Raw genomic sequence first — 22,852 nt, forward strand, 5'->3', positions numbered from 1 at the left:
TCTCCCCGGCAGACGCCAAAGCCGCCGGCGGGACAGGGGCGTCCTCGCACAGCGGCTCTCATTGATCCTTTATGTTACATTCCGCCGGGGCCGCCTGCATTCCGCAGGGGCCGTCCGGCCCGCAGCGCTCCGCCAGCATCGACAGATGCACGGGCTCGATGCCCGCCGCGGCGGCCCGGAGGAGATTCGCGTAGCTGTCCTCCACCAGCGCACAGTCCGGGAGAGCTGCGCCAAGCTGCTCCGCCGCCCGGCAAATTTCATGAATTTTCTGTGCATCCTCCCGCACATAGATGCAGTCCGCAAAGAGCGACGGGCAGCACCGGCGTATAAATTCGGTCTTGGCCTCCGCCTCCTCCGCGGACATCACGGTCGAAAGAACAAAGAGCCGCGCCCCCCGCGCCGCCTGCTCACGGGCATAACGGAGCGTACACGGGACGATCCGGCAGTGCTCATAGGACGCCGCACCGTGCGTTTTGCAGTAGCGCAGCCAGTCCTCGTCCGGAAAGCCGATGACTATTCTCCCGTCCGGCGCCTCGTACTGCGGTATGCTGAGCGTCCCGTCCACGTCGAAGAATACCAGCCTCATACGCTTCCACCCGTCTCCCGGCGCTGCGCAAGAAGCCACGCCATAACATGCACCGCCTGCGGGAAATCTCCCTCCCGGATCAGCGTCTCAAGCTCCTGCGCGGAATGGAGCTCCATCTGCAGAAACTCCGTCTCGTCCAGCGAGCGCTCGCTGCTCCTCCGGCAGTTCCGCGCCCGGAACACATGCGCATAATTGTCCGCGATCGTCGCGTCTGACGGAATCGTGAGGAGATGCTCCCATTCCCCGGAGGTATATCCCGTCTCCTCCCGCAGCTCTCTCTTTGCCGCCGCGAGCGCGTCCTCCGCACCGGCTGACGCGCCGTATTCCGTTCCGCTCCCCGTCTCGATCCCGCCGGCGGGAAACTCGGTCGTCACCCGCCCGATGCCCTGACGAAACTGACGGACGCACAGAAAACGGCCCGCCTCATCCGAGGCGACAATCACCACGTAGCTCCGGCGGCTGTAATTATAAAAGGGCTCACAGACCGTTCCGTCCGGCAGACGATAGGCCACCCTCCGGAAATCGATCCACGCGTCCTTTACCAGATGCTCGGTGCGGACGGCCTCCCATGCAAGCTCCCGGACTCCGGGCTTCTGATTTCGGCCGTTCCGCGCCTCATTCTCCTCTTCCATACTGAATGCTTTCATTAAATACTCCATGCCGAAGCGCCCCCTGTAAAGCACGCGCCGCAAAATCCGCGCAGCCGCTCCGCAGGGGATGCGAAAACAGCATCACTTACTTTCCGAACTGCGCCGCGACATCCTTAAGAAGAGCGCGGATCGGAAGCTGCTGCGGGCAGACTCTCTCGCAGCCGCCGCACTGAATGCAGTCGCCGGCCGCGCCGTGTCCCGCCGTCAGTACATTATTATAATAGAAATTCGTGTTCCAGTCATGGAATACATTTTTGGAATTCATGCAGGCAAAGATATCCGGAATCAGAATATCTTTCGGGCAGTGATTTTCTTCCACGCAGTAGTGGCAGGCCGTGCAGGGAATCATGTCAAGCCCCTTGAATACGCCGGTCACACGCCGCACCGCCGCGAGCTCACGCTCATTCAACGGCCGGAAGTCTTTCATATAGGAGATGTTGTCCTCCATCTGCTCCGGCGTGCTCATGCCCGAGAGAACGACGCGTATGCCCCCGAAGCCCGCGGCAAAGCGGATCGCGTAGCTGGCGTTCGACATCTTCGTCCCCTCGGAACGGTTCAGCTCGTCAAAGATCTTCTGTCCCTCCTCGGGAAGCTTCACGAGACTTCCGCCCTTGACCGGCTCCATGACGAGCACCGGCTTCCCGTGCTTTCTCGCCACGTCGTAGACCTTGCGGCTCTCCACCGATTCGTCATCATAGTCGAGATAGTTGAACTGAATCTGTACGAACTCGACCTGCGGATATTCGGTGAGAATCTGATCAAGAACCGCCGCCTTGTCGTGGAACGAGAGGCCGACATGGCGGACCTTTCCCTCCGCTTTCAGGTCAAATGCCGTCTCATACGCCCGGCAGCGCTTGAATTTTACAAACTCCTTTGCATTCTGTGCGTGCATCAAATAAAAATCAAAGTAATCGACGCCGCACCATTTGAGCTGGTTCTCAAAAAACGGGCGGATCTCCTCTTCCTTATCGAAATAGACCCCCGTCAGCTTATTGGTGAGCAGATACCGCTCCCTCGGATAGCGGCTCGTCAGTCCCTCGCGGAGCGCCACCTCCGACTCCCCGTTCAGATAGCCGTGCGCCGTATCGAAATAGTTGAAGCCCTCCTCGAGAAAGCGGTCCACCATCTCGCAAAACTGCTTCATCTCGACCTTTTCCCCGTTCATCGGCAGACGCATGCAGCCAAACCCAAGCTTTTTCTTAATCTCCGGAAATACCTCGCACATAGTATACCCCTTTCTGCACTATCGGCACCGCGAAGCGGCCATAAGCGGCCGCCCGCAATCAGCCTGCAGTCTTATTATATCACAGCAAAGCGGCGCGCCGCGAAAGCGACACGCCGCAGATATTGCCCTGTTTCTGTTGTCTTCTGGTGATCTTCTCTCCCGGAATTCCAAGCGCAGCGCCCGGTTCGGCGCTCTCGCCCGATGCTCAGGCTACCGCTGCATTGCTCTTCAGAAATTTTTCAAATTCTTCATTATAGCCGTTATAGGATACCTTGAGAGGGGATCTCATATCCAGTCCCAGAACGCCGAGAAGAGATTTTGCATCGACGATATAAGACTGCCTGCTGCTGTTCGCCACATCAATATCAAAATCGCAGTTTGCTGCCGTGCGGACGAACTCCTCTGCCGTTTCAAAATTCAACCGGATCATTTTGTGATTGGTCATGCTGCTCCGCCTCCTTTCGCGGAAACTAGGATACAGAAATTCGTTTCTCTCCCCTGATGGCGTTTATTATAGTATGTTCTCCGTTTTTGTAAAGTACAAATTCCGGTACAAAACAGGGCCGGTTTCCGTCAGTTTTCACTTGCTTTTATGCAAAGAAAGGGACAAAATAGCTTATGTTGTTTCCTGGGAGCCGCGCTGCGAGGCTCCCGCATGACACCCACTAAGCAGCCGCAGCACGAGGTTATTTATGGAAACTCTCATCATTCCCAGAGGCTATACATCCGCTCTGGATCAGCATGAAACCCAGGTCGCCATCAAAACGGTCAAGGACTGCTTTCAGGATCTCCTCTCCGAGCGCCTGAATCTCCTGCGCGTCTCGGCCCCTTTGTTCGTCGCTCCCGAGACCGGGCTCAACGACAATCTGAACGGCGTCGAGCGCCCCGTGTCCTTTGATATCCGCGATCAGGAAAATCAGACCGCCGAGGTCGTGCAGTCGCTGGCCAAGTGGAAGCGCTATGCGCTGAAGCGCTACGGCTTTCACCGCGGTGAGGGGCTCTACACCGATATGAGCGCCATCCGGCGGGACGAGATCACCGACAACATCCACTCGATCTATGTCGACCAGTGGGACTGGGAAAAGATCATCGACCGCGACGAGCGCACCCTTGATACGCTGAAAAGCACAGTCCGGGATATCTACGCCGTGCTGCGCAAGACCGAAAAATACATGTCTATCTGCTATGACTACATCGAGGAGCTTCTTCCAAAGGATATCTTCTTTGTGACAGCAGAGGAGCTCGCGGAGATGTTCCCTGACAACACGCCCAAGGAGCGGGAATACTACATCACAAAAGCCAAGGGCGCAGTCTGCATCATGAAGATCGGCGACGATCTCGCGGACGGGAAGCCCCACGACGGCCGCGCGCCCGACTATGACGACTGGTCGCTGAACGCCGACATTCTTGTCTACTATCCGGTGCTGGATATCGCGCTCGAGCTCTCCTCCATGGGGATCCGCGTCGACGAGGCCTCCCTCGCCTACCAGCTGAAAAAGGCCGGCTGCGAGGAGCGCGCAGAGCTCCCGTTCCAGAAAGCCATTCTGAGCGGCGAGCTCCCGTACAGCATCGGGGGCGGCATCGGCCAGTCCCGCATCTGCATGTTCTTCCTCCGCAAGGCGCATATCGGAGAGGTACAGTGCTCTCTCTGGCCAAAGGATGTCGCCGAGAGAGCCGAGGAGCACGGCATTGATCTCCTGTAAATTTTTTACCCTTTCGTCTACCGATAGGGCTCCCAGATCGCTCGCAGATTCACCACCGGCATCCTTGTCCGGTACAGCGACGACCGGGAGCCCTCGTTTGTCGTGATGTAGGCGTAGTCCCCGATCACCGTGATATCCTCGGCCTCATGGGGAATGTCGAGGGACCAGACACCCACGTATTCCCCCTCATGCGTGAAGACATTGATCCTCTGCTTGCTCTTCCACTCATAGGCCTTGAAGCCCGCGCTGACCGCGTAAATGAATGAATCGTCCGCTGCGATGCCCTGCGAACTGAAATTATCGGCGTAATACGCGTCCACCGGCGTGATGGAAAGCGTTTGCATGTCTTCATTGAGCACGCAGAACGAATTCCGGCTGTCCTTGTTGCGCCCGATGACATAAAAATACGGCTCGCTGTACGCGATCGCCCAGATATTCGTGAGCAGGGGAAAGTTCCATTCCTTCACCAGCTTCAGGTTTTCATCGACCTCCATGACGCCGCCCGGATATCCGTCCAGCGTCCCGCCCTCCGCAATGTAAATGTGTCCGTTGGACGGCCGGCAGGCTATCCCGTTTCCGTGGTCAAACGCCAGATTTCTGGCCTGCTTCACCACCTCTCCCGTTTCCAGATCATATTCCGTGAGAACCGTCTCGTAGTGCTCCAGATTTCCCTGATAGTAATCGGCGTCATTGAGCACGGCGGCCGTCACGAGATACTTTTTCCCGTCCCGCTCAAATACCACCGAGCCCTGCGTGCTCCGGAAGCGCTGCTTCTCGCCCTCGGGCTTTCCCGCGTCGACCGTCATCACCCGGTAGGAATAGGTGTTGCCCGAGTGGAGATTCAGCACGGTGTCCCCGTCCCGGTAGCGGCGTCCCGCATTATCCATCCAGAAAGAAAAGCGCGAATTGGCCCGGCCGAAATGCAGCGCGTCGAGCCGGGTCTTCCGGTCGTAAATCGCATACATATCCGGCATTTCTCCCGATGCCCTGCCGTTCCTGTCATAATGAATGATATAGAGCTGCGGCTCCCACAGCGCGTAGAGCTTCATCCCCCGGGAGACATCCGCCTCCGCCTGATCCACATACTCACAGACCGCTGCGGACGGATCCTCGGCCCATCCGCGAAATACGTAGCCGTACCTTGTATACTGACAGGGAGGGAGCGGAACGGGCCCGTCTCCGGCCTCAATCGGCTCCATGGTTCCCCGCCCGCCGTTCGCATCAAATACGATGCCGCCTGCGGTCATTTCCGGAGCTTCTCCCGCTTCTTCCGCCGCCTGCTCCGCCTCTGCCGCGCCGTAAAGCGCCCGCCCGACGCTCTGTCCCGCAAGCAGCCGTCCTCCAGTCAGCAAAACGCAGAGCATGCCCGCCGCCGCGAACAGCCCTGCCCTTCCGCCTCTGTGTCTCCTCAAAAAGATATTCCTCCGATCATGTAACCCCGCCATCAAAGTGCTCCCGCCAGAGCATTTCCAATCAGCACATTGGTCCCCTGCCTCAGCGCCGCTTTCTTTTCGCTATTGTCCTTGTGAAGCCCGCTCCCCGACCAGAGCGTATCGAGGTTCAGCGCAAGCCGATCCTTTTTCGCGCCACCGAACACCATGCCCCCATGAAACCGTTCCCTATGGGAAAGGCCTCAATCCATGCGCCCGGCTCCCGATCTGTGCTAAGACTCCTCTGCTTCATCCGAAATCCTCCTTTATATACAAGAGCATTGTACCATTCTCCCCGCTTCCCTACCGCATGAAAAGGATAATTCAGCAGAAAACGCGGAAAATCGGAAAAAAGCAGAAAAGAAAGCAATTCAAATCAAGAAGTAGGGCAGCTCTATGACCGCGCAGTAAAATACAAGAAGCCGCCGCCTCAGAGATGTGACTCTCTGAAGCAGCGGCCCCTTTTCTGATGCGGCAGCTTCGGCTCTCACGCCTGCCGCATGATGTCTGTCTGCGATATCAATATCAGGAGCGCGCCGTTTTTTACACGATCCCCTGAGCTTTCATAGCCTCCGCTACTTTCAGGAAGCCGGCGATGTTCGCGCCCGCCACATAATTGCCGTCCATGCCGTACTTCTTTGCCGCCGCGTCCGCACTGCGGAAAATATTGGCCATAATGCTCTGGAGCTTTACATCGACCTCCTCAAAGGTCCAGCTCAGCCGTTCGGAATTCTGGCTCATTTCCAGCGCGGAGGTCGCGACGCCGCCCGCGTTCGACGCCTTGCCGGGAGAGAACAGCATGCCGTTTGCCTGAATGTACTGCGTCGCCTCGAGCGTCGTGGGCATATTGGCCCCCTCGCAAACCGCCATGCAGCCGTTTGCCTTAAGCGCTTTCGCGTCATCAAGATTCAGCTCATTCTGTGTCGCGCAGGGCATCGCCACATCGCACTTTGTCGTCCAGACGCCCTTGCCCTCGTGATAGACCGCGCCCGGCTTCTGCGCCGCATACTCGGTAAGGCGGGCTCTCTTCACCTCCTTGACCTCTTTCAGAAGCGCAACATCGATTCCGTCCGGATCGTAGATCCAGCCGTTTGAATCCGTGCAGGTCACCGGCTTCGCACCGAGCTGCTGCGCCTTTTCAATCGCATAGATTGCGACGTTGCCGGCACCGGACACCGCAACGGTTTTGTCTTTCAGAGAGGTTCCGTTCGCCCGCAGCATCTCTTCTGCAAAATAGACCAGACCATAGCCCGTAGCCTGCGTTCTGGCAAGCGATCCGCCGTAGGTCAGCCCCTTGCCGGTCAGAACGCCCTCATAAAGTCCCGTGATCCGCTTGTACGTCCCGTAAAGATAACCGATCTCACGTCCGCCGACTCCGATATCGCCCGCCGGGACGTCGGTATCGGCGCCGATATGGCGGTACAGCTCCTGCATGAAGCTCTGGCAGAACGCCATCACCTCGCGGTCGCTCCTGCCCTTGGGATCAAAATCCGCGCCGCCCTTGCCTCCACCGATCGGAAGACCGGTCAGACTGTTCTTGAAGACCTGCTCGAAGCCGAGGAATTTGATAATGGACAGATTGACGGAGGGATGGAAGCGAAGCCCGCCCTTGTAGGGGCCGATTGCGCTGTTGAACTGCACGCGGTAGCCGTTGTTCACATGCACCTGTCCCTTGTCGTCCACCCATGGCACCCGGAACAGAAGCTGCCGCTCCGGCGTCGTCAGACGCTCCAGAAGCGCATCTCTCCTGTATTCCGCCTCATTTGCCTCGATGACGGGACGCAGGGACTCCAGAACCTCCTTGGCCGCCTGATGAAACTCGGGCTGCGCGGGATTCTGCGCAATGACTCTCTCCAGCACTTCATCTACATAAGACATCTGCTACCTCCTTTGATTTCGGCTGAGATTGTATACCGGTATGCTATATCGACACATTTCTCCGCCTCTTCGCTTTCACACAGTAACGCGACACATGGGCACTTTCATCTACGGAAAAAATAATATCACCATGAAATGCCGTATACAAGCCATTTCTATGATGATTTCAAAATTTTTGAAAGCAGATGAAGTGTTCGGGTGTCTTGAGATACTTGTATACACGTATTCTTTTAAGCGGAAATGCTGATCTTGTACCGGCCATGAAATGCCGGCTTTCATCTCCTCACTTTCCACAATCCATACGATACTGCATACGTAACGCCGAGAATCAATGCGGCCGCAGACAGCGCCCCGCAGAGCCCCGCCATTCCCCGATACCACGTCAGATACAGAACGATCGGATAATGGATCAGGAATACATACATGGACAGTTCCCCGAGCCGAACGATGCTTTTCCTCTGAAAAAGCCACAGCTCCCATGCGAAAGCCCCTGTCCTCTGCAGCCAGCAGTGCGAGAACCATACCGAAAACAACGTAGAAAACCCGCCAGTACGGAGAAACATAACTGAGTTCATCAAAAAATGTTCGCATCTCAATCCGGTGAAAGAGCCATCCGGAGCCAGATGCTGCGACAGGCAGAGCAAACAGCGCCGCCATGATTCTTCTTTTCGTCGAAAGCATTCTTTTCAAGAGGCGAAGCAGAAACGGACTGAACATATAAATGACGAACAGAGACGAAAGAAACCACGCGACGGAATTAAAAGAAGTAGAAAATTCAGACACGGCCGTCACGAACTGCAGCATCGACACCGCACTGACTGCCCATAGCAGCATATGAACCGCCGCGCCGGCAAGCGTTTCACCATGCTCAAGCGTGTAGCGTACTGTACTCCCCCCCCCCAATTTTGCGTGCCATTTCTACACGTCTGCCATCCCGCAGATAGCTCCGCATCATCCCAAAGCCGGAGAGAATAAAGAAATAATCCACTCCCGGCACCGCATTGTTAAGATACTGCATATAGATTTCACCACCGCGAATCCCACTGAAAAAGTTAAAGTGGCTTATGACAATAACGAGGATTGCAGCAAAGCGCCCGGTCAGTCCATCAATCTTCTCTTTCATTCGGTCATAGGATGCCGCTCCATATACACCAGCAGAGAATCAGAAAACAAAAAGGCAGCCGCTCAGGAGAATTCCGAAAGACCGCCATTATATAAGCGACTGCGGATAGTGGGACTCGAACCCGTCTATGCTCCATAAATCCAGCGATTCTATGCGCTTTTTTCAGATTCGTGTTGCATTTCGTGTCGCAAGACTGTGAAATGATTTCTATTTGAGGTATTCGCTCGCCACCCACCCCTCAAAATGAGAGAATCCGTTCTCCGTGCGGTTCACATTCACGGAAGCTCCGGGCGGAAGAGAACCGATTACCGCATTGTTCGCTCCCGGCCCGCTCCGAACATTCAGCACCGTCTTCACATTCACGGTCTTTCTTCCCAATGGAGACGCCGCCGGTTCTGCGGTAGGCAGCCCGCCCCCGAGGAAAAGCTCCTGCTCTGCCTTTCTGCGCCGCACAAGCCCGGCAAGCACCTTTCCGCCGGCCTTGTTATAGAGGAGCATTTTCGACGCGATTGTCGCCGCGTCCCGCCCGTTGCAAAGCGCTTTAAGGCTCCCTGCCCCGCAGTTGTATGCAAAACTCACGAGGGCGTCATTCTGCCCCTGTGTCCATGTTCTCTCCAGTGCACCTACGGCGGCCTCAAACCGTGCAATATCCTGCCGGAGATACGCATCCGCCTGCGCCTGCGTTATGACCATTCCGGCAGACACATCCGGCCCGTAATGCCCGTAGCCGATGGTGTAATATTTTTCCGCCGGCACCGCCTTATAAGCACGCAGGCGGCACCCCTCAAAGCGCTTGATGAGCGCAAGACCTGCATCACTTATGTTCATCGGCACGACCCTCTTCCATCTTCATCTGCTTTACCGCCGCCTCGATCAGTGTATCGATCTGTTCCATCGTAATAGTAATTCTATGCTCGGCGCACCACTTGGATACCAGCTGAATAACGGCGTCTTTTCTCTTTTCCCCGCTGTCGCTCCACATCGTCTGCTGAATCGCATACACCGCCATCCGGACATAAGCCCCTGCCTGCGTCAGATTCTCCGCGCCGATCCGGGACTTCATCCACGGGATCAGATACCGCACGATCACCAGCCCGCAGACCATCATGACCAGCTTCAACGCCTCAAAAAGAATTTCATTCATCCCTTTACCTCCTCATCCAAATCAATTATGTCAATACCGTCCTCCGGGCTTACCGTCGGTTCTCTCTCCCGTTTCAACTTGAATATCTTGATAAGACAGCACGCAAGAATCTCCCCGCCGAAACTCCCGAACACGCAAGTCGTCAGCGTGGCCGTCTCTGCTCCGCCGGTCTGGCAGAAGATCACCAGTGCCGCGACGGTGTATGCCAGAAGCACCGTAAGGCAGAAGATCACATAGATATCCATCGCATGACGCTTCATTCCCCCACCGCCTTTTTCCCGACAAGAAAATCGTTCTTTTCCTCACGTCTCCGGAACACTCTGCGGATATTTGTCACGGCCTCCACGGCGCGGGAGTTCTTGTAGCTCCGATGATTCTCGCAGTAAAGCTCATATGTATCAATATCGCGAAGAACATCGTTAAAATATTCCCGCGTATGCGGCGTCCCGTTGACGATCTCATCATTGAATCGCAGAATTCTTGTCCTCGCCCGCTCCGCGCGCTCTAATTCCATGTCCGCAATGCGGCTGTCTCGCTCCGCGTCAATGTCCTGTTTAAGGTCTGCGACCTTTGTTTCAATGACATCCACCTTGCGAATCACCTCGCCGTTGATCGCCCGCCCGATGTGCTTTGCCAGCCACGACCACGGATTCATCGGGAGCTTTGATACCTGTATCATCGATAAAATAAGGATCGCCGCGACACCTCCCATCCCCAGCAGATCATCAAAGCGCCGCACCTCAAAAAACTGAATCATCTCCAGCAAAGACATCGTGTCACCCTCCTATGCGTAATAGACAAGATAGGCGTCGCAGCAGGTGTACCACTCATATCTCCGCCATCCCTCATTCGACTGCCCCGGATACCAAAGGCTCCGACTCGCGGCATACGGGCATGACACCGTAAGCGTATTCCCCGACAAGGACACGGACGGCGCAGCGCTGCCATGCGCACTGTACTTCTCGTAGTCCGAATAGCTGCTCCAACTCATACCGACATTGCGAAGAACGATATTATCCGCGGTAATCCCGTGCTGCATGTACTCGGAAACATCAAAGGTATAGGTCTTATTCCCCGACCAGCTACCGGCTCCGCCGGGAAGCGGATTTGCCCGACATTCGCCGAGCTTTACCACATGGAGCACCTTGGAGGCATAGCCCGCGGCGTAGGCCGCCGTGCCATCTGCCACAACCTTTGTATAGTGCCCCTCGCCGCTCTCCGCCGTATTGTTCCCGGTCGGCGTCAGCGTTACCGCGCCATAATCCCGCATGGCTCCGATGAGCCCACTCTCCGTCTCATTCGTGAATGTTTTCCCTGTGAGAACATCCGCAGCGGTTGCCGTCCCCACCTTTGTATTTTTCACAATGGCATCCCATGCCGCATTGATATCCGCCACGCCATTTGTGGAGGGAGTAACGCCATAGGATGCAGCGTGCTCCACTAACGCGCTACATCCATCCTGAAAAGATTGTCTGACCCGCGCAATCTCATTCTCGATATCGCCCAGCGTTACCTCTACTGTCTCCGAGCCATTATAGGAATACCGCTTTGAGCCGATCATGATGCGAATGGGATAGGGGTTCGGGAGCGCGGACTGCTCTGTCATTTCCTCGATCTTCCGCACCGCCGCAAGAGATCGGTTCAGCAGATCGCGGAACCCGGACAAATCATCATCGCTCTGGTTACTGTCCATGTTGTAAAGCTCGTTTCTGGTATTGATGTAAAACTCAAACGTACTGATCTGCTGGCCGTCCCCCATGATTGTGACAACGGCGGTCGTCTTCCCTGCCGTCTCGGAAATCGCAGAGGGAATCAGGTAACGAATCTCATTCGTATTCTTCCCATCCTCATCCTTTACAATGGTGCAGTCTCCGACCACCGTATGACTCTCCGGCGTAACAGCGGTAAGGATCGCTGCCGTCGCCTCCGACAAATCCACCTTGTCCCCGTCGCTGTACAGCAAAAAGCGCAGCTCCCGCGTGTTGCTGTCGTTCTGCATGATAAGGAGCGTATTATTCTTCTGCGGCCTCGCCAGATCGACAATGAACTGATAAGAAATATTCATACTTTCCCCCTTGCCGCACTCTTTGCGGCATCCGCTTACACGATAAAAGAAAAAGGGGCGACTTCATAGGTCACCCCCCTGCATCACTTCGCCCAGTCACGAATTACGTTGCGGTAATGACGCACCTTTTCCGCATGTGTCATTTTCTTGTTCGTCCCCTGCCTGTCACTCAGATACGCGTACATTTCCGCAAGCCGGTTCTCCATCTTCATCGCCTCACTCCGGTTTGTCCGGAGAAGATTGATGTACGTCGCCTTATACTCCTCCGTGAGCGACTGCTGCAGGCCCTTGTGCGTGTAGCCGTACCGCACCGCCTTTTCAATGTAATCCTTATAACTGCCGCCCTGCGTTACGGCGCCAAACACCGCCTTCTTTGCGGCCTCCCCCTTGGGAGAATCTTTTATCCAGCCGGAGAGCTTGCTCTCCGCGGTCTTGCCTTTATCCTCCGATATCTTTGTCATAAGGCTCTCGACATTCCGGCTGATTTCTTCCATCTCCGACTTGCTGCCGCTCTCGAACGCCTTGATATAGGCATCCTTGTACGTATCGCTGATGTAATCTGATATCCAACCGCCGAACATTTCCTCCGCGTCATACTCCTTGTCGTCCGCCTCGGCAATCGCGGTGTAAATCTTCTCCGTATCCTCCCGGATTTTTTCCATCGCCTCCGTATCGCCGTTTATGGCCGCCTGCACATAGGAATCCTTGTATGCCTCGGACAGCTTTGACTTGATGCCGCTGGTCTTTCCACCGTATTCAATATAGGCGTCAAGAGCCTCCTCGACGTCTTCTCCGGTTTCCACGCTGTTAAGAACCATTTGCTTATACATGTTTTTGGCTTCCGACGTCGTTTTGAACAGATTCCGGCCGCCCCACAGATCGTTGATCTCGTTGTACACCGCGCGGAACTCGCGCGTGACATTGGCAAACGGGATCCCCGTTGCAAGGGAAATGATCTGCGAGGAAGAATACAGCACGCCATACGGTTCCAGCTTCGCCCTTTCTCCGCTGCTTGTCTTTTCAACATATTCCTTGATCTGTGTCATGGAGGAGAGCATCCTCTGCACCGCCTGTATATCAAACGGCGCGTTGCTGTTCTGGAACTTGTTGCCCTCCACCGCGCTGCCGATCATATCCCAGAACGTTTTGATCCGCGGAATCATCGTCAGCGGATTCAGATTGTCGAGGAAATTTGATCTCCAATACTGCAAAAATACATCAAGCCATTTCGTCTCATCATCGTCGTTTCTAAACGCGTCTTGTATAGCTGCCGCGCCCGCCGTCATGAGAGACGTCACCGTGTGGACAAAGACCGCCCGGGCAAAACCCGCCGCCGTCTTTTTGCTTAAGCCGTCATGCTGCACATCCATCCACTTCTGCAAAAGCATGTTGTAGGTCTTGGTCGGCTCCGCCATAAAGGCCGAGAAATACCGATCCATCTGATCGCCCGAACGCATAAACTGCGACCGGAACAGCGTGGTATCGATCACCTGCGTCTTACTTACAAGGTTCTCAAAGCGCGCATTGACGGCATCCGCAAATTCCTGCGTATACGTGCCGCCCTGAACCGTTGCTTTCCCTGCCTTTTTGAACTCACCCTCAACAATGCCGTACTCGCCGCGGTAAAGGTTCGCCCACGTGATATCATCCGCCTTTCCGGCAAGATACATTGTCGCGTTTACAACCCTGTCCTGTGTCGATTCCAGACCGGTGATCTGCTGCTTCATGGACTGCGTAATTACGCCGTCGACGTTGCCGTTCGATTTCGCCCAGCAAAGCGCAGAGGTTTCCTCTCTCATCTGGTCAGCCGCCGCGTTCGGGAGGAACCCTTTTGCCAGTTTGTTATAGTCCTCAACAACGCCCGCACGGAACCACGCCGTAGGCTGCTGAAAGACCACCCGGGCATTTCCCGCAATCGCTGCCGCCTTATATTTGCTTGTCAGCGTGGAGAGCGGTGCTTCCTCGTGCTCCGAGCGCTCATTGGCATTGAGGTCGCCGATCAGCTTCTCGAAATACTCTGTCCCTTTCTTTCCGTATATCTTTTCAATATCGCCTTTAACCGTGACCTGCCGCAGAAACGCGCCATCCGCTACTTTCTCGATGGTCTTATGGTTGTACACGCCGAGCACATCCTGCAATGCCGGGGCATAGGCGTTGTAGGTCGCCATGTCCGAAACATGCTGCGAGAACACCTCAAAGATATCTCGAACGACAAGCGGATTGTTCGCGTTCGGGACGGTCTTTTTCGTCATGCCCATGTTCTTGACTGCATTGATAAGCCCCCGGTTATTGGCATTGTTGTTGCTCAGCCGTACCGTCGTCTTATCGACGCTGATCGGGTAATAGTCCGCCTCTCCGAACTTGTCATAGCCATACAAGGCCTCCGATGCCTCGTTCCCCCACGCCGCCGCGTTCTTTGCCATGAACTGCTGCATGGCATCCGCAATCCGCTTCTGCTCCGCTGTGAGCGTCCCCGTAATCGAGGATATCTCCTCCGCCGTGAAGAACTGCGCATCCTGCGAAATCACCTTGCCGAAGCGCCGTCGGATATCATCCGCCACAATGCCGCCCTGCGTATGGAGCATGGCCTGCTGGCGCTTCTCGAGCTCATAGAGGCCCATGATCTGCGCCGTGGTGAGCTGAATGCTCCCATAGCCTCCATTGAAGCGGTGCAGCTCTGCCTTTTCCCCTGTCCATTTCGCAAGCTCAGAGAAGCGCACCCCTGCCATCACGCCGTCCACATACGCGCCGTGCCGCTTCTTCCTGTCTCCGTACATGAACTCTGCCGCTTCACGAACATCCTTAATCTTCTGCGACTGCGCCCGGAGCAGAATGTCATAGGTCGCCTTTCCGCCCTCGCCCATCGCATGAAAATAGGTGTCCGGCGTGGCGTTCGTGAGCTCAAGGAAGTTCGCCCCGGATTCCAGAACGCCCGCCTTATTCCGGTGCAGGCGCTCACGATGCACCTTTACATATGAGTGATACTGCTCCGCAATGTCTTCATACTGTACGGAATGATCGGTCAGCATACGCCCATAGTTGTTCATGGCGCTTGTGACGTTCCGGAGAATCTGGCTTACGGTATGCAGATCCGCCGAGCTTAAGGTACTGATGCTGACCGACGTTTTATCTTTCATCAGGGCGTCGATATCGTCCAGAAGCTCCTCATCCAGAAGATTGAGGAAATTCTCGTCCATATCCGGAGCCACTTTCCCGCTCTGCGCCTGCTCATACATCGCCCGGACCCGCGCCATCCTTTCCGCGATTGTCCGCTGTGCCTGCGTGCCGAGCCCCTGCTCCATCGCCCTGTGATACGCGGCAAGAGCCTCCTCGCGGCTCCCAAACTCGCGCGTGGAATAGACCGGATGCCCCGCCGTATCTTTCGTGAAAAGATACCGGAGCCGGAACCTCCCGTCCCTTGTCTCCCGGATATACGGACGGCTGATATCAATGGAATCCAGAAGCTCAGCGGCAAACCGCTCGATGCCCTTCGGCACGTGCTTATTGTCCGTGGGATTATCCAGACGTTCAAACAGCTCCCCCCAGCGCCTGGTAATCATGTCCTGCTCATGCCGGACACGGCGATTCTCTGCCGCCCGCTGGTTCCGCTGCCTGTTCTGCGCCCGAAGCCGCGCCATGTCCTCCCGGTACTTCCCGTTCTTCTGTTCCCGGAGATCAGACAGACGGCCCTGGTACTTCTCCGCGATCTGCCTGCGGGACTTGGCAAGGCGCTCCGTGTACCTCGCCCGAAGATCGGCGCGATACTTCCTGCTGCGCTGCTTCATTTTCTCCTTTGCTTTCCAGAGCCGTTCCTTTGCCTTTTTGTCCGCCGTCTCCCGGCCTGTCTCCTCAAAATAGCGTTCGACGATTTTCAGCGCCGTATCATACGCCGCCTGCTCGTTGTCCGCGCCGTAATCATTCGCTGCCCGGGGACGCAGCGTCTCCATCGCGTCCGCCAGAACCACCGGCTGATCGCCCGCATTCACATCCGCATCCATCACGCCATAAGAAAGCTCTGCCAGCTCCGTGAATGCCCGGTCAAGCGGCATCCCGTTCTTCTGGTCTATCCGAAGCCCCGGCACCACACGCCGGAACGCCGAGAGCGAGCCATACTGCGCCCTGACGTTCTGGAGCTGCTCCGCATTCAGCTTCACTGTATAGCTTCCCAGCGCCTCACGGAACCCGTCATACTCCTCCTGTCCGATCATGCTCTGCGTGTGGTCGATCACGGGCTGCGCAACCTCCGTGAGAACCCGCAGCATATCCCCGTAATCGACATTTTTCGCCTGCTTCATGTAGGCAAAGACCTTTTCAAGGTTGCCGGACAGCTCACTGACCCGGTACCCGCTCCCGGTTTCCCGGATGATCTCCGTCGCCGCGCGGCGGGCAGCCGACTTACTGACCGGAATATCCTTCAGCGCCTCGGCCCCCTCCTCGAGAATCGGGACAGAGGTGTCGAACGACTGCTGCATATCCGCGTCCGAGGTGAACATCGTCTCGTAGCGGGAAAGCTCCGCACCGTCGCCGTCAGAGATTTCATCGAAGAACGAAAGGGAACGGCGGAGATCGGTCATATTGACATTTTCCGTGTGACTTTTTATAGTATTTATAGATGCATCGGAAACAGGAGCGCTTCGGGCGTATAGAGAACCGGCCTCGGCAGGACTCGCCTGTAGAGATGCATCTGTTTTGTTTATATAAGCAGATACGATATCTATCTTTTTCCTTGATCTATCGGCCACTGCTTCTACAACGTAAAAATATCCATCGCCAATCCTCTTTTGCAGTTTAATCATAGAGGCTGGCATTCCATCACTATTCGATATAAATGATGTTTTTCTATCGAGAACCCAAATCTTATCAAAATTGTTTACAACATACTTTATTCTGGCAAGATCATCAGGGTTTTTCATGCTATGATCCGTTTTGCCATTTGCACCATGCTCATTGATTATATGTCTGATGGCATCAACAGTAATTTCATTCCCATACTTAGAAATATCAATCCTAAGTGTTCTATTGACATAATCAATAATTTCATTAGGAACACTCTCATCAAAGTCATAGAATGATTTTCCGCTGTACTTTCCGCTTTCTATTTCTTTGTACATTTTTGAAAGTACGGGATCCACGCTCACCGAGAACCGGATATCCTCTACCTCGTTGACCGCCTCCGCTCTCGCCGCCTCGTCCCCTGCGGGGTACAGCTCATAGCGAATGCCACGCTCATCCAGCGCATCCTTAAAGGAATCACTCACGCTGTCCGGCGCAATGACCCTTGCAATCTCATCCAGCATCACACTGCGCATCGGCTTTGCCTCAAAATAGCCGGTCGGCATATTTGCCACTTCATTAGCAAGACGGATAATATCCCTGCCCACGCCGACATACGGGTGCGTCGCATACTCGTTTTTCAAATATTTTTCAATCTTTTCCGGATCATTCGGATATCTGTTGTATGCGTCGCCGATGCCCTTCGACGCGCTGTAAATATCATCCTCCCTACTTATCCTCTTTGCGATATTGTAGAACTTATCCGATATTTTTTTCTTCGCATCCGCATACTCTTCATCACTGAGCTGCTTTAACTGTTCTTCATGACTGCGCATATCTTCTATGCTGTCAAAGTTGCGGGTAGCCATAGAGAAAATAACCGCATCGCCGATAGCTCCATTGCCTTTTGCCGCATCGGCATTCATGACTTTTACAAGATTGTTCAATGTCACGGGAAGATGAAGCGCTCGAAAGCTCCTGCGATTCCCAGCGGCATCAAACGGGTCTTTGTCAGTTCGAATCCCGGACTTGCCTACCATCGCCGAATATGTCTGTTTAAGCCATGCGGTCAGATCATCAAGATTATCAATCTTAGCGTTGATATCCGCTTGGATTGCGGCATGATCCCTTACTTTTTCCGTATGGGTTTGGTTGCCGTTCTCGTAGTAGTCAAGCGCATTTTTAAGACTGTCAAACATACTTGAGAATCCGAATGGACGATCAGCGTACTGCATGACGCGCTTTGCCTTAGCTTCGGGAAATATTTTCGCATAATCGTAATAAGCACGCTTCATTACATCGCCGTACTTGGCTTTCTTTTCGCCCACAGTCAGATACTTATCGGCATTTACATCTTCGAGACGGATATCCTTGAGCGCATCACGCATAGCATCGTACTTGCGGACGTTATCAGCAGAATATTTTTCATTTGATACTTCCTTGATGTTGTCCGATACTTCAATCCCCTTGGCGGCAAGATATGCGGCTTTTATACCAAAGTTTCCTCTGGCCTCTACCACAAGCGCATCAAGACCTTGGGACGCAATATCGGAGGCTCTCACGCTGTTAAAGCGTTTTGCCTCCTGTATAAGATATGTGGGCACCATGCCGGACATGTCTGCGGACATTTTATTTGCAATCTCATAACGCGCATCATCCTTGACCTCGTATTCAATCGTCGGGAACGTAGGCGTATATGCGTCGCCGCCGTATACGCAGTTGTTCCTTTTAGCGGGATCGACCGTGTCCTTGTGGAACAGAACGGAAATATCTCCGTATTTGCTGTGCTCCATTCCCGCTCGGATGATCGCGATAGAGGGAGACGGAAACCCGCCTAACTCGATATCGGACATGAACTGTTCTTCTGACAGATTATGCACCGCAATAAGATTGCCTTTCTGCTGCACTCCTACATCAAGAGAGAACCGCTTGCCGGCCTTGGGAATACTCTGAATCACCTCTTCGGCATTCCGAACCGCTTCGGATGTGCTGAGCAGGTGATTGCCCGCAGAGGGATTGCTTTTCCCGTCGAAAGAGTGTATGTTGTTTTTAGAAAGCTCTGGTTGAGTATCAAGGACAGTTTCATCGGTCACTTGAGTAACCGGAGCTTTCTGTATTCTGGTGATGTCATAAACATACTCCTTGCCATCAGCATCAAGCCGATCATTCAATACACCCATATACGCTGCATACTGACCGTTATCCTCAATCAGGAACAGTACATCATAATAATTCCATCCGCGCTTTGCATCCTTGCTGTGTTTAGCTTCTTTGTTCCTCTCCCAACTGCGCATTTGTGCATTTTCGATAATCGAGGGAATGCCTGTATGCGCATTGAATTTTGCTGCTTTTTCCGACGGTCGCGCCAAGTAAGTATCATTTGAACCGGTATATTCCCGCGCAAAGTCCGTATCAATATACACACGGTTTCCGTTATCTTTAATTACATAAGAATTTCCAGTAAGTTTGAGCAACTCACCTTTGACATATTTCTGTATCGAACGTGCATCTGACCTTATTTTTGCCGTCGAAAAAGAACGCCCAAGAATAACAGGAATCACTCTGCCGTTCTCGTCCGTTGCAAAATCTCCGCTCACATCAATAACAGCTTTTTCGCCATCCACAATAAGCGAATACCGCTTATCCGCCATTGTCCCCGTCCCGACTTCCGCATTCTTCGCGTTCTCGATCGCCGTGTCCATTTCATCAAGGATCATCTGCCGAATCTCACGGGCGCGGTTCTCCGCCATCTCCGCCGTCCTGCGCGATGTCCCGGACAGCTCGCCGTTCTTTATGGCATTCCGAATAGACCTTGCGATATTCCCAAAGTAATTCGCAATGTCTCCCAGAATCCCCCTCGACTTCTCCGGCGTGTACTTCTTCTGCATCCACGTATTCAGATCATGAATGCCCTCTTTCGACGTGAACAGTCCGGCGATGGAATCATTGACCGCCTCGCCCAGAGCGTCGTGAAAGGTCTTTGTCCCCTCCACATCGTTGTATGCCGCCTGATACTTCTTGCCGATGGCCGTGAGCTGATCGGCTCCATAGGTATCGGCGATATACAAAAGCACCGCATTCCGGACGCGCTGCGCCCCTGCCGCATTGTGCGCCTGCATGACCTCGCCGAAGCCCTCGTGGAAGATCGTGTTATACAGATGCTCCGTGTTGCCGGTATTCAGCGTGATCCGCTGCATGGCCCGATCAAAGCTCCCGTTGATGCCGGAGCTCATATCGTCCGAAAGAACCACATCCACCCGGAGCGCCTTGGCAAGTCCGTTCACCAGCGGCATGTAGCTGTTGTCCTTTGTGTTTCTCCGGTTGTCGGTCACCATACCGGAGCCGCGCCGTGCGATGCTCTTACCCTGCCGCACCGCATCAACAAGCGCCTGCCGGCTTGTTTCCTGCGCTCCAAGCTCATAGATGGCCCGCAGCTCGCCCTTATTCATAAACGCCTTATAGCCGTACTGATCGGCGTTATAAAGGGTATCAAAATCACGCGTCCCCGCCGCGCCCTGTGAATAGTAGCGGGAGAACGCATTGTTGTACTGTCCGACCGGCGTGCCGCTCTTGTAATGGTCAAGATAGGCATTCATGGTTTCCACGGTTCCCTGCTCCGCGGCATAGCCGTACAGCTTCTGCACCGCGGCATCCGCAAAGGACGCATCCGAATACGCGATCTCCCTGCCGTCGCTTGTCGCGAGCTTAATCACACGGTGCACCCCGTCCGCAAGGCTGACCGAGGAGATGCCGGTGATCTTCGCCGCACCGCCGCCGCGAACCCGCGCCTCTGCATCACGCACCGTCCCCGCATCCGACACACTCCGGCTCGCGCTATCCTTGATGAACTGCACTCGTCCCTCGTTGTATGCCGCCTTGCGGGAGGACAGCATCGGAGCCGCCGTCTCCTCACCTCTTGCCCCGCGAAGATACGCCTCTGAGAGAGACATTTTCCCCGATTCCATATCCGCACGGCTCGCACCGTTTGCTGCCGCCATATCAGAAAGCAGATCGAAATAATGATCAGCATTCTTCCGGGCGGTCGCACTGGTGGAGTTTTTCAACCTCTGGTACGCATTGCTAAAGCCCTCCGCGCTGCCGGTCTTCGCCGCCTCCAGCATATCCTTGTAGCCCCGCTCCGCGGAGTAGTTCTCCGCCTTTGTCTGCAATGCCTCCGGGACAAGCTGATTTTCAAAACGGCGCGCGGCATATGCGTTCTGCTCGTTCTGCACCTCGGCTCTCTGCGCCTTTGTCATTCCCGCGTAATTCTCGGCCTCCTCCGCCTCGATATCCGCGAGATAGCGTACGAGCTGGCGATTATCCCCAGCCTTGATCTTCTCGCCGCTTAGCGCCCTCGCAGACAGCCTGTCAGCAAGGCCTCGGGCCTCTGTCGCCGCGTTGTAAGCCTTGTCGCTTGCATAATCACTCCGGTCGCCGCTAAGCCCCTGCACAGAGGAATAGTCCCCGCTGCCGAACTGCTCCCGCGCCGCCCGATTAACCGCCGCGGAGTTATAGGCGAGCGCCTGACCGGCCGCGAAGCCACCGGCGACAGCACCGCCCAGCGCATCCAACGCGGTGTCTTTAAGCCAGTCGTTGGTCGCCATTTTGAGCGCCGTCTTCTCATCGTATTTTTTGCGATACTCCGCGACACTCTGATCGAACGCCGAATTATCCCCGTTGATCGCCTTATCCGCGATCCAGTTAAGGACATCCGCCTCCGCCTCTTCTGCACCCTCCATACCGCTTTGCACAAGGAAATCCGAAACTGCGCTGAGCGCTGTTGACGGTTTGCCGGAACGGGCAACCTCGTACCATTTGTCATTCGGGAGCAGCTCCGTCGCCATTTCCACAAGACCCGCGACGTTTGCATACTCCTTTGCTTTACTTTCACTGAGACCTCTTGCCAGTCCATCCTGCAAAGCACTGGCCCGTGCCGATGCACCGAACTGCGGAAGCGTTGCAAGGTTCATTACACCCTTACTCATCCCCGCCGACGCACCGGCCTGTGCCGCCGCCCCCGCAAACGCCGAACCGATCGCGCGGCCATACATCGATTCTGCAACGGAAACACCCGTGTTATAAGCCCACTTCGCCGCGTCCCCAGCGTTCTCTCCGTATTTGTTCCCGAAGTAGTCACTGAGATTCTCACCGGTTACGGCCTGCGCGTTGCGGCCAAAATTAAATATTCGGTACGCCTCGCTGTTCGTATTGATCGGCGAATCCTTATCGGCGTAAAAAAGCTGGTTGAAATCTTCGGCGAACGTTGCCCCACCGGCAACCGGAGACATGATCACCTTTGCGCCGGTAACTCCTGTCCCATAGGCGACGTTGTGCAGTTTGCTGTCGGTGTTCTCCTGCCGGTTCATCCGCTCGATTTCACGGTTGTTCCAGTTGTAGCCATAAATATATTTGGCATATTGGAGTGTCTTCTTAAACTCCTCCTCGCTCTGCCCCGTGGAAGAAAGGAACGCTTCCTTGTTTCTTTTAGCCTCTTCCTGCGCCTCCGGGTCCACGTGGCCGTTACGTACCTCGACATTTTTGCTGTTGATATAGTCCAGCAGATACCTTTTTTGTTCCCTGCTGTACTGGCCGAGGACATCCGAATCAAACTCAAGTTCTTCTTGCTGGGTCCGCTTTTTCCCGTTACGGTCTAGAAGTGTATCGATCTGATGATCCGTGAGCCCGGTCTGCCTCAGTTTCTGGCGATACTCTGCTATGGGCTTCTGCACATCGCTTTGCGCGTAAGCAGCATACGCCGCAGGCGCAGAATTATCACGGACATCCTGCGCACCTCGAAGCCGCTTCAGAAGATCATCTTGTTCTTTCGTAACGTTATTCCGGTAATCCGCTTCCCACTTCGCCCGCGTCATACCGTCTTCGGGCGCGTCATAATCAAGGAGCGACGCCTGATCTTGTCTAGCCTCTCTCGCCGCTGCACCGTACCAGTTGCGGAAACCGTCAACCGGGTCTTTGCTGTTCCCAAGGCTCCCAAAATACGCGGCCTTTGCCGCTTTGATACGATGCGCTTCTTGCTCTGCAGCCCACTGCGGGGATTCCACGCCGGGCCCAGGCCCTTGCGTCTGGTTGAGCTCCATCTGATGCTCAACGTATTGATCGTGATTTAACTCTGACTGACGCTCCCTATACGCAAGCAACGCCCGCTGCGTGCGCTGATCACTGTGCCGCTTCTTCTTCTCAAACTCATCTGCTTCATCTGTATTCGCTGCGTGCGCCCTGATCTGACGCATCAGCTTTTCGCTGAAATATGCACTCAT

Annotated in this window: 16 protein-coding genes; 1 reads left to right on the top strand and 15 read right to left on the bottom strand. The window is 54.9% G+C overall.

Annotation, left to right across the window (positions count from 1 at the left end):
• Positions 1 to 58 precede the first annotated feature (58 nt).
• The 4 genes from E0E20_RS05325 to E0E20_RS05340 all read right to left on the bottom strand — a co-directional run bounded on the left by E0E20_RS05325 (position 59) and on the right by E0E20_RS05340 (position 2,906).
• On the bottom strand, positions 59 to 586 hold the full coding sequence (locus tag E0E20_RS05325; RefSeq protein WP_130837166.1) for a hypothetical protein: 528 nt from the start codon (positions 584 to 586) through the stop codon (positions 59 to 61).
• Positions 583 to 1,233 carry an NUDIX hydrolase gene (locus E0E20_RS05330; protein ID WP_242622668.1) on the bottom strand — a complete coding sequence of 217 codons (651 nt, stop codon included), beginning with the start codon at positions 1,231 to 1,233 and terminating at the stop codon, positions 583 to 585. The genes E0E20_RS05325 and E0E20_RS05330 overlap by 4 nt, the downstream gene beginning before the upstream one ends.
• 88 nt (positions 1,234 to 1,321) lie before the next feature.
• Complete coding sequence (locus E0E20_RS05335; RefSeq protein WP_130837167.1) at positions 1,322 to 2,461, bottom strand: aldo/keto reductase; 1,140 nt, start codon at positions 2,459 to 2,461, stop codon at positions 1,322 to 1,324.
• A gap of 205 nt (positions 2,462 to 2,666) precedes the next feature.
• Positions 2,667 to 2,906 (bottom strand): HPr family phosphocarrier protein, encoded by a 240-nt coding sequence (locus tag E0E20_RS05340; protein ID WP_130837168.1) that lies wholly within the window; start codon positions 2,904 to 2,906, stop codon positions 2,667 to 2,669.
• 247 nt (positions 2,907 to 3,153) lie between these two features.
• Here E0E20_RS05340 and asnA point away from each other — a divergent pair, with 247 nt between their 5' ends.
• Positions 3,154 to 4,164, top strand: a complete 1,011-nt coding sequence (asnA, locus tag E0E20_RS05345) for an aspartate--ammonia ligase (RefSeq protein ID WP_130837169.1) — start codon at positions 3,154 to 3,156, stop codon at positions 4,162 to 4,164.
• Positions 4,165 to 4,181: 17 nt separating this feature from the next.
• Here asnA and E0E20_RS05350 read toward each other — a convergent pair whose 3' ends face one another.
• The 11 genes from E0E20_RS05350 to E0E20_RS05400 all read right to left on the bottom strand — a co-directional run bounded on the left by E0E20_RS05350 (position 4,182) and on the right by E0E20_RS05400 (position 22,852).
• Complete coding sequence (locus E0E20_RS05350) at positions 4,182 to 5,576, bottom strand: InlB B-repeat-containing protein (RefSeq protein WP_165443994.1); 1,395 nt, start codon at positions 5,574 to 5,576, stop codon at positions 4,182 to 4,184.
• Between the two features lie 32 nt (positions 5,577 to 5,608).
• A complete protein-coding gene (locus E0E20_RS05355; protein WP_130837171.1) occupies positions 5,609 to 5,764 on the bottom strand; it encodes a glycoside hydrolase N-terminal domain-containing protein in 156 nt (51 codons plus the stop codon).
• A gap of 373 nt (positions 5,765 to 6,137) precedes the next feature.
• On the bottom strand, positions 6,138 to 7,472 hold the full coding sequence (gdhA, locus tag E0E20_RS05360) for an NADP-specific glutamate dehydrogenase (RefSeq protein WP_130837172.1): 1,335 nt from the start codon (positions 7,470 to 7,472) through the stop codon (positions 6,138 to 6,140).
• 108 nt (positions 7,473 to 7,580) lie between these two features.
• Positions 7,581 to 8,306: an acyltransferase family protein gene (locus tag E0E20_RS05365; protein WP_130837173.1), complete on the bottom strand. Its 726-nt coding sequence runs from the start codon at positions 8,304 to 8,306 to the stop codon at positions 7,581 to 7,583.
• 34 nt (positions 8,307 to 8,340) lie between these two features.
• Positions 8,341 to 8,595 carry a hypothetical protein gene (locus tag E0E20_RS05370; RefSeq protein WP_130837174.1) on the bottom strand — a complete coding sequence of 85 codons (255 nt, stop codon included), beginning with the start codon at positions 8,593 to 8,595 and terminating at the stop codon, positions 8,341 to 8,343.
• 207 nt (positions 8,596 to 8,802) lie between these two features.
• A complete protein-coding gene (locus E0E20_RS05375) occupies positions 8,803 to 9,423 on the bottom strand; it encodes a glycoside hydrolase family protein (protein ID WP_130837175.1) in 621 nt (206 codons plus the stop codon).
• Positions 9,410 to 9,739, bottom strand: coding sequence for a phage holin (locus E0E20_RS05380; protein ID WP_130837176.1), 330 nt, complete (start codon positions 9,737 to 9,739; stop codon positions 9,410 to 9,412). Before E0E20_RS05380 ends, E0E20_RS05375 begins: the two co-directional genes overlap by 14 nt.
• Positions 9,736 to 9,999: a hypothetical protein gene (locus E0E20_RS05385; RefSeq protein WP_130837177.1), complete on the bottom strand. Its 264-nt coding sequence runs from the start codon at positions 9,997 to 9,999 to the stop codon at positions 9,736 to 9,738. Before E0E20_RS05385 ends, E0E20_RS05380 begins: the two co-directional genes overlap by 4 nt.
• Positions 9,996 to 10,511 carry a hypothetical protein gene (locus E0E20_RS05390; protein ID WP_130837178.1) on the bottom strand — a complete coding sequence of 172 codons (516 nt, stop codon included), beginning with the start codon at positions 10,509 to 10,511 and terminating at the stop codon, positions 9,996 to 9,998. The genes E0E20_RS05385 and E0E20_RS05390 overlap by 4 nt, the downstream gene beginning before the upstream one ends.
• 12 nt (positions 10,512 to 10,523) lie before the next feature.
• Positions 10,524 to 11,804: a BppU family phage baseplate upper protein gene (locus E0E20_RS05395; RefSeq protein ID WP_130837179.1), complete on the bottom strand. Its 1,281-nt coding sequence runs from the start codon at positions 11,802 to 11,804 to the stop codon at positions 10,524 to 10,526.
• Positions 11,805 to 11,887: 83 nt separating this feature from the next.
• Positions 11,888 to 22,852, bottom strand: a complete 10,965-nt coding sequence (locus E0E20_RS05400) for a PBECR3 domain-containing polyvalent protein (RefSeq protein WP_130837180.1) — start codon at positions 22,850 to 22,852, stop codon at positions 11,888 to 11,890.

Origin of the sequence: Lachnoclostridium sp. Marseille-P6806 (assembly GCF_900625025.1) — a bacterium.
In the GTDB taxonomy this organism is placed as follows: domain Bacteria; phylum Bacillota; class Clostridia; order Lachnospirales; family Lachnospiraceae; genus CAG-791.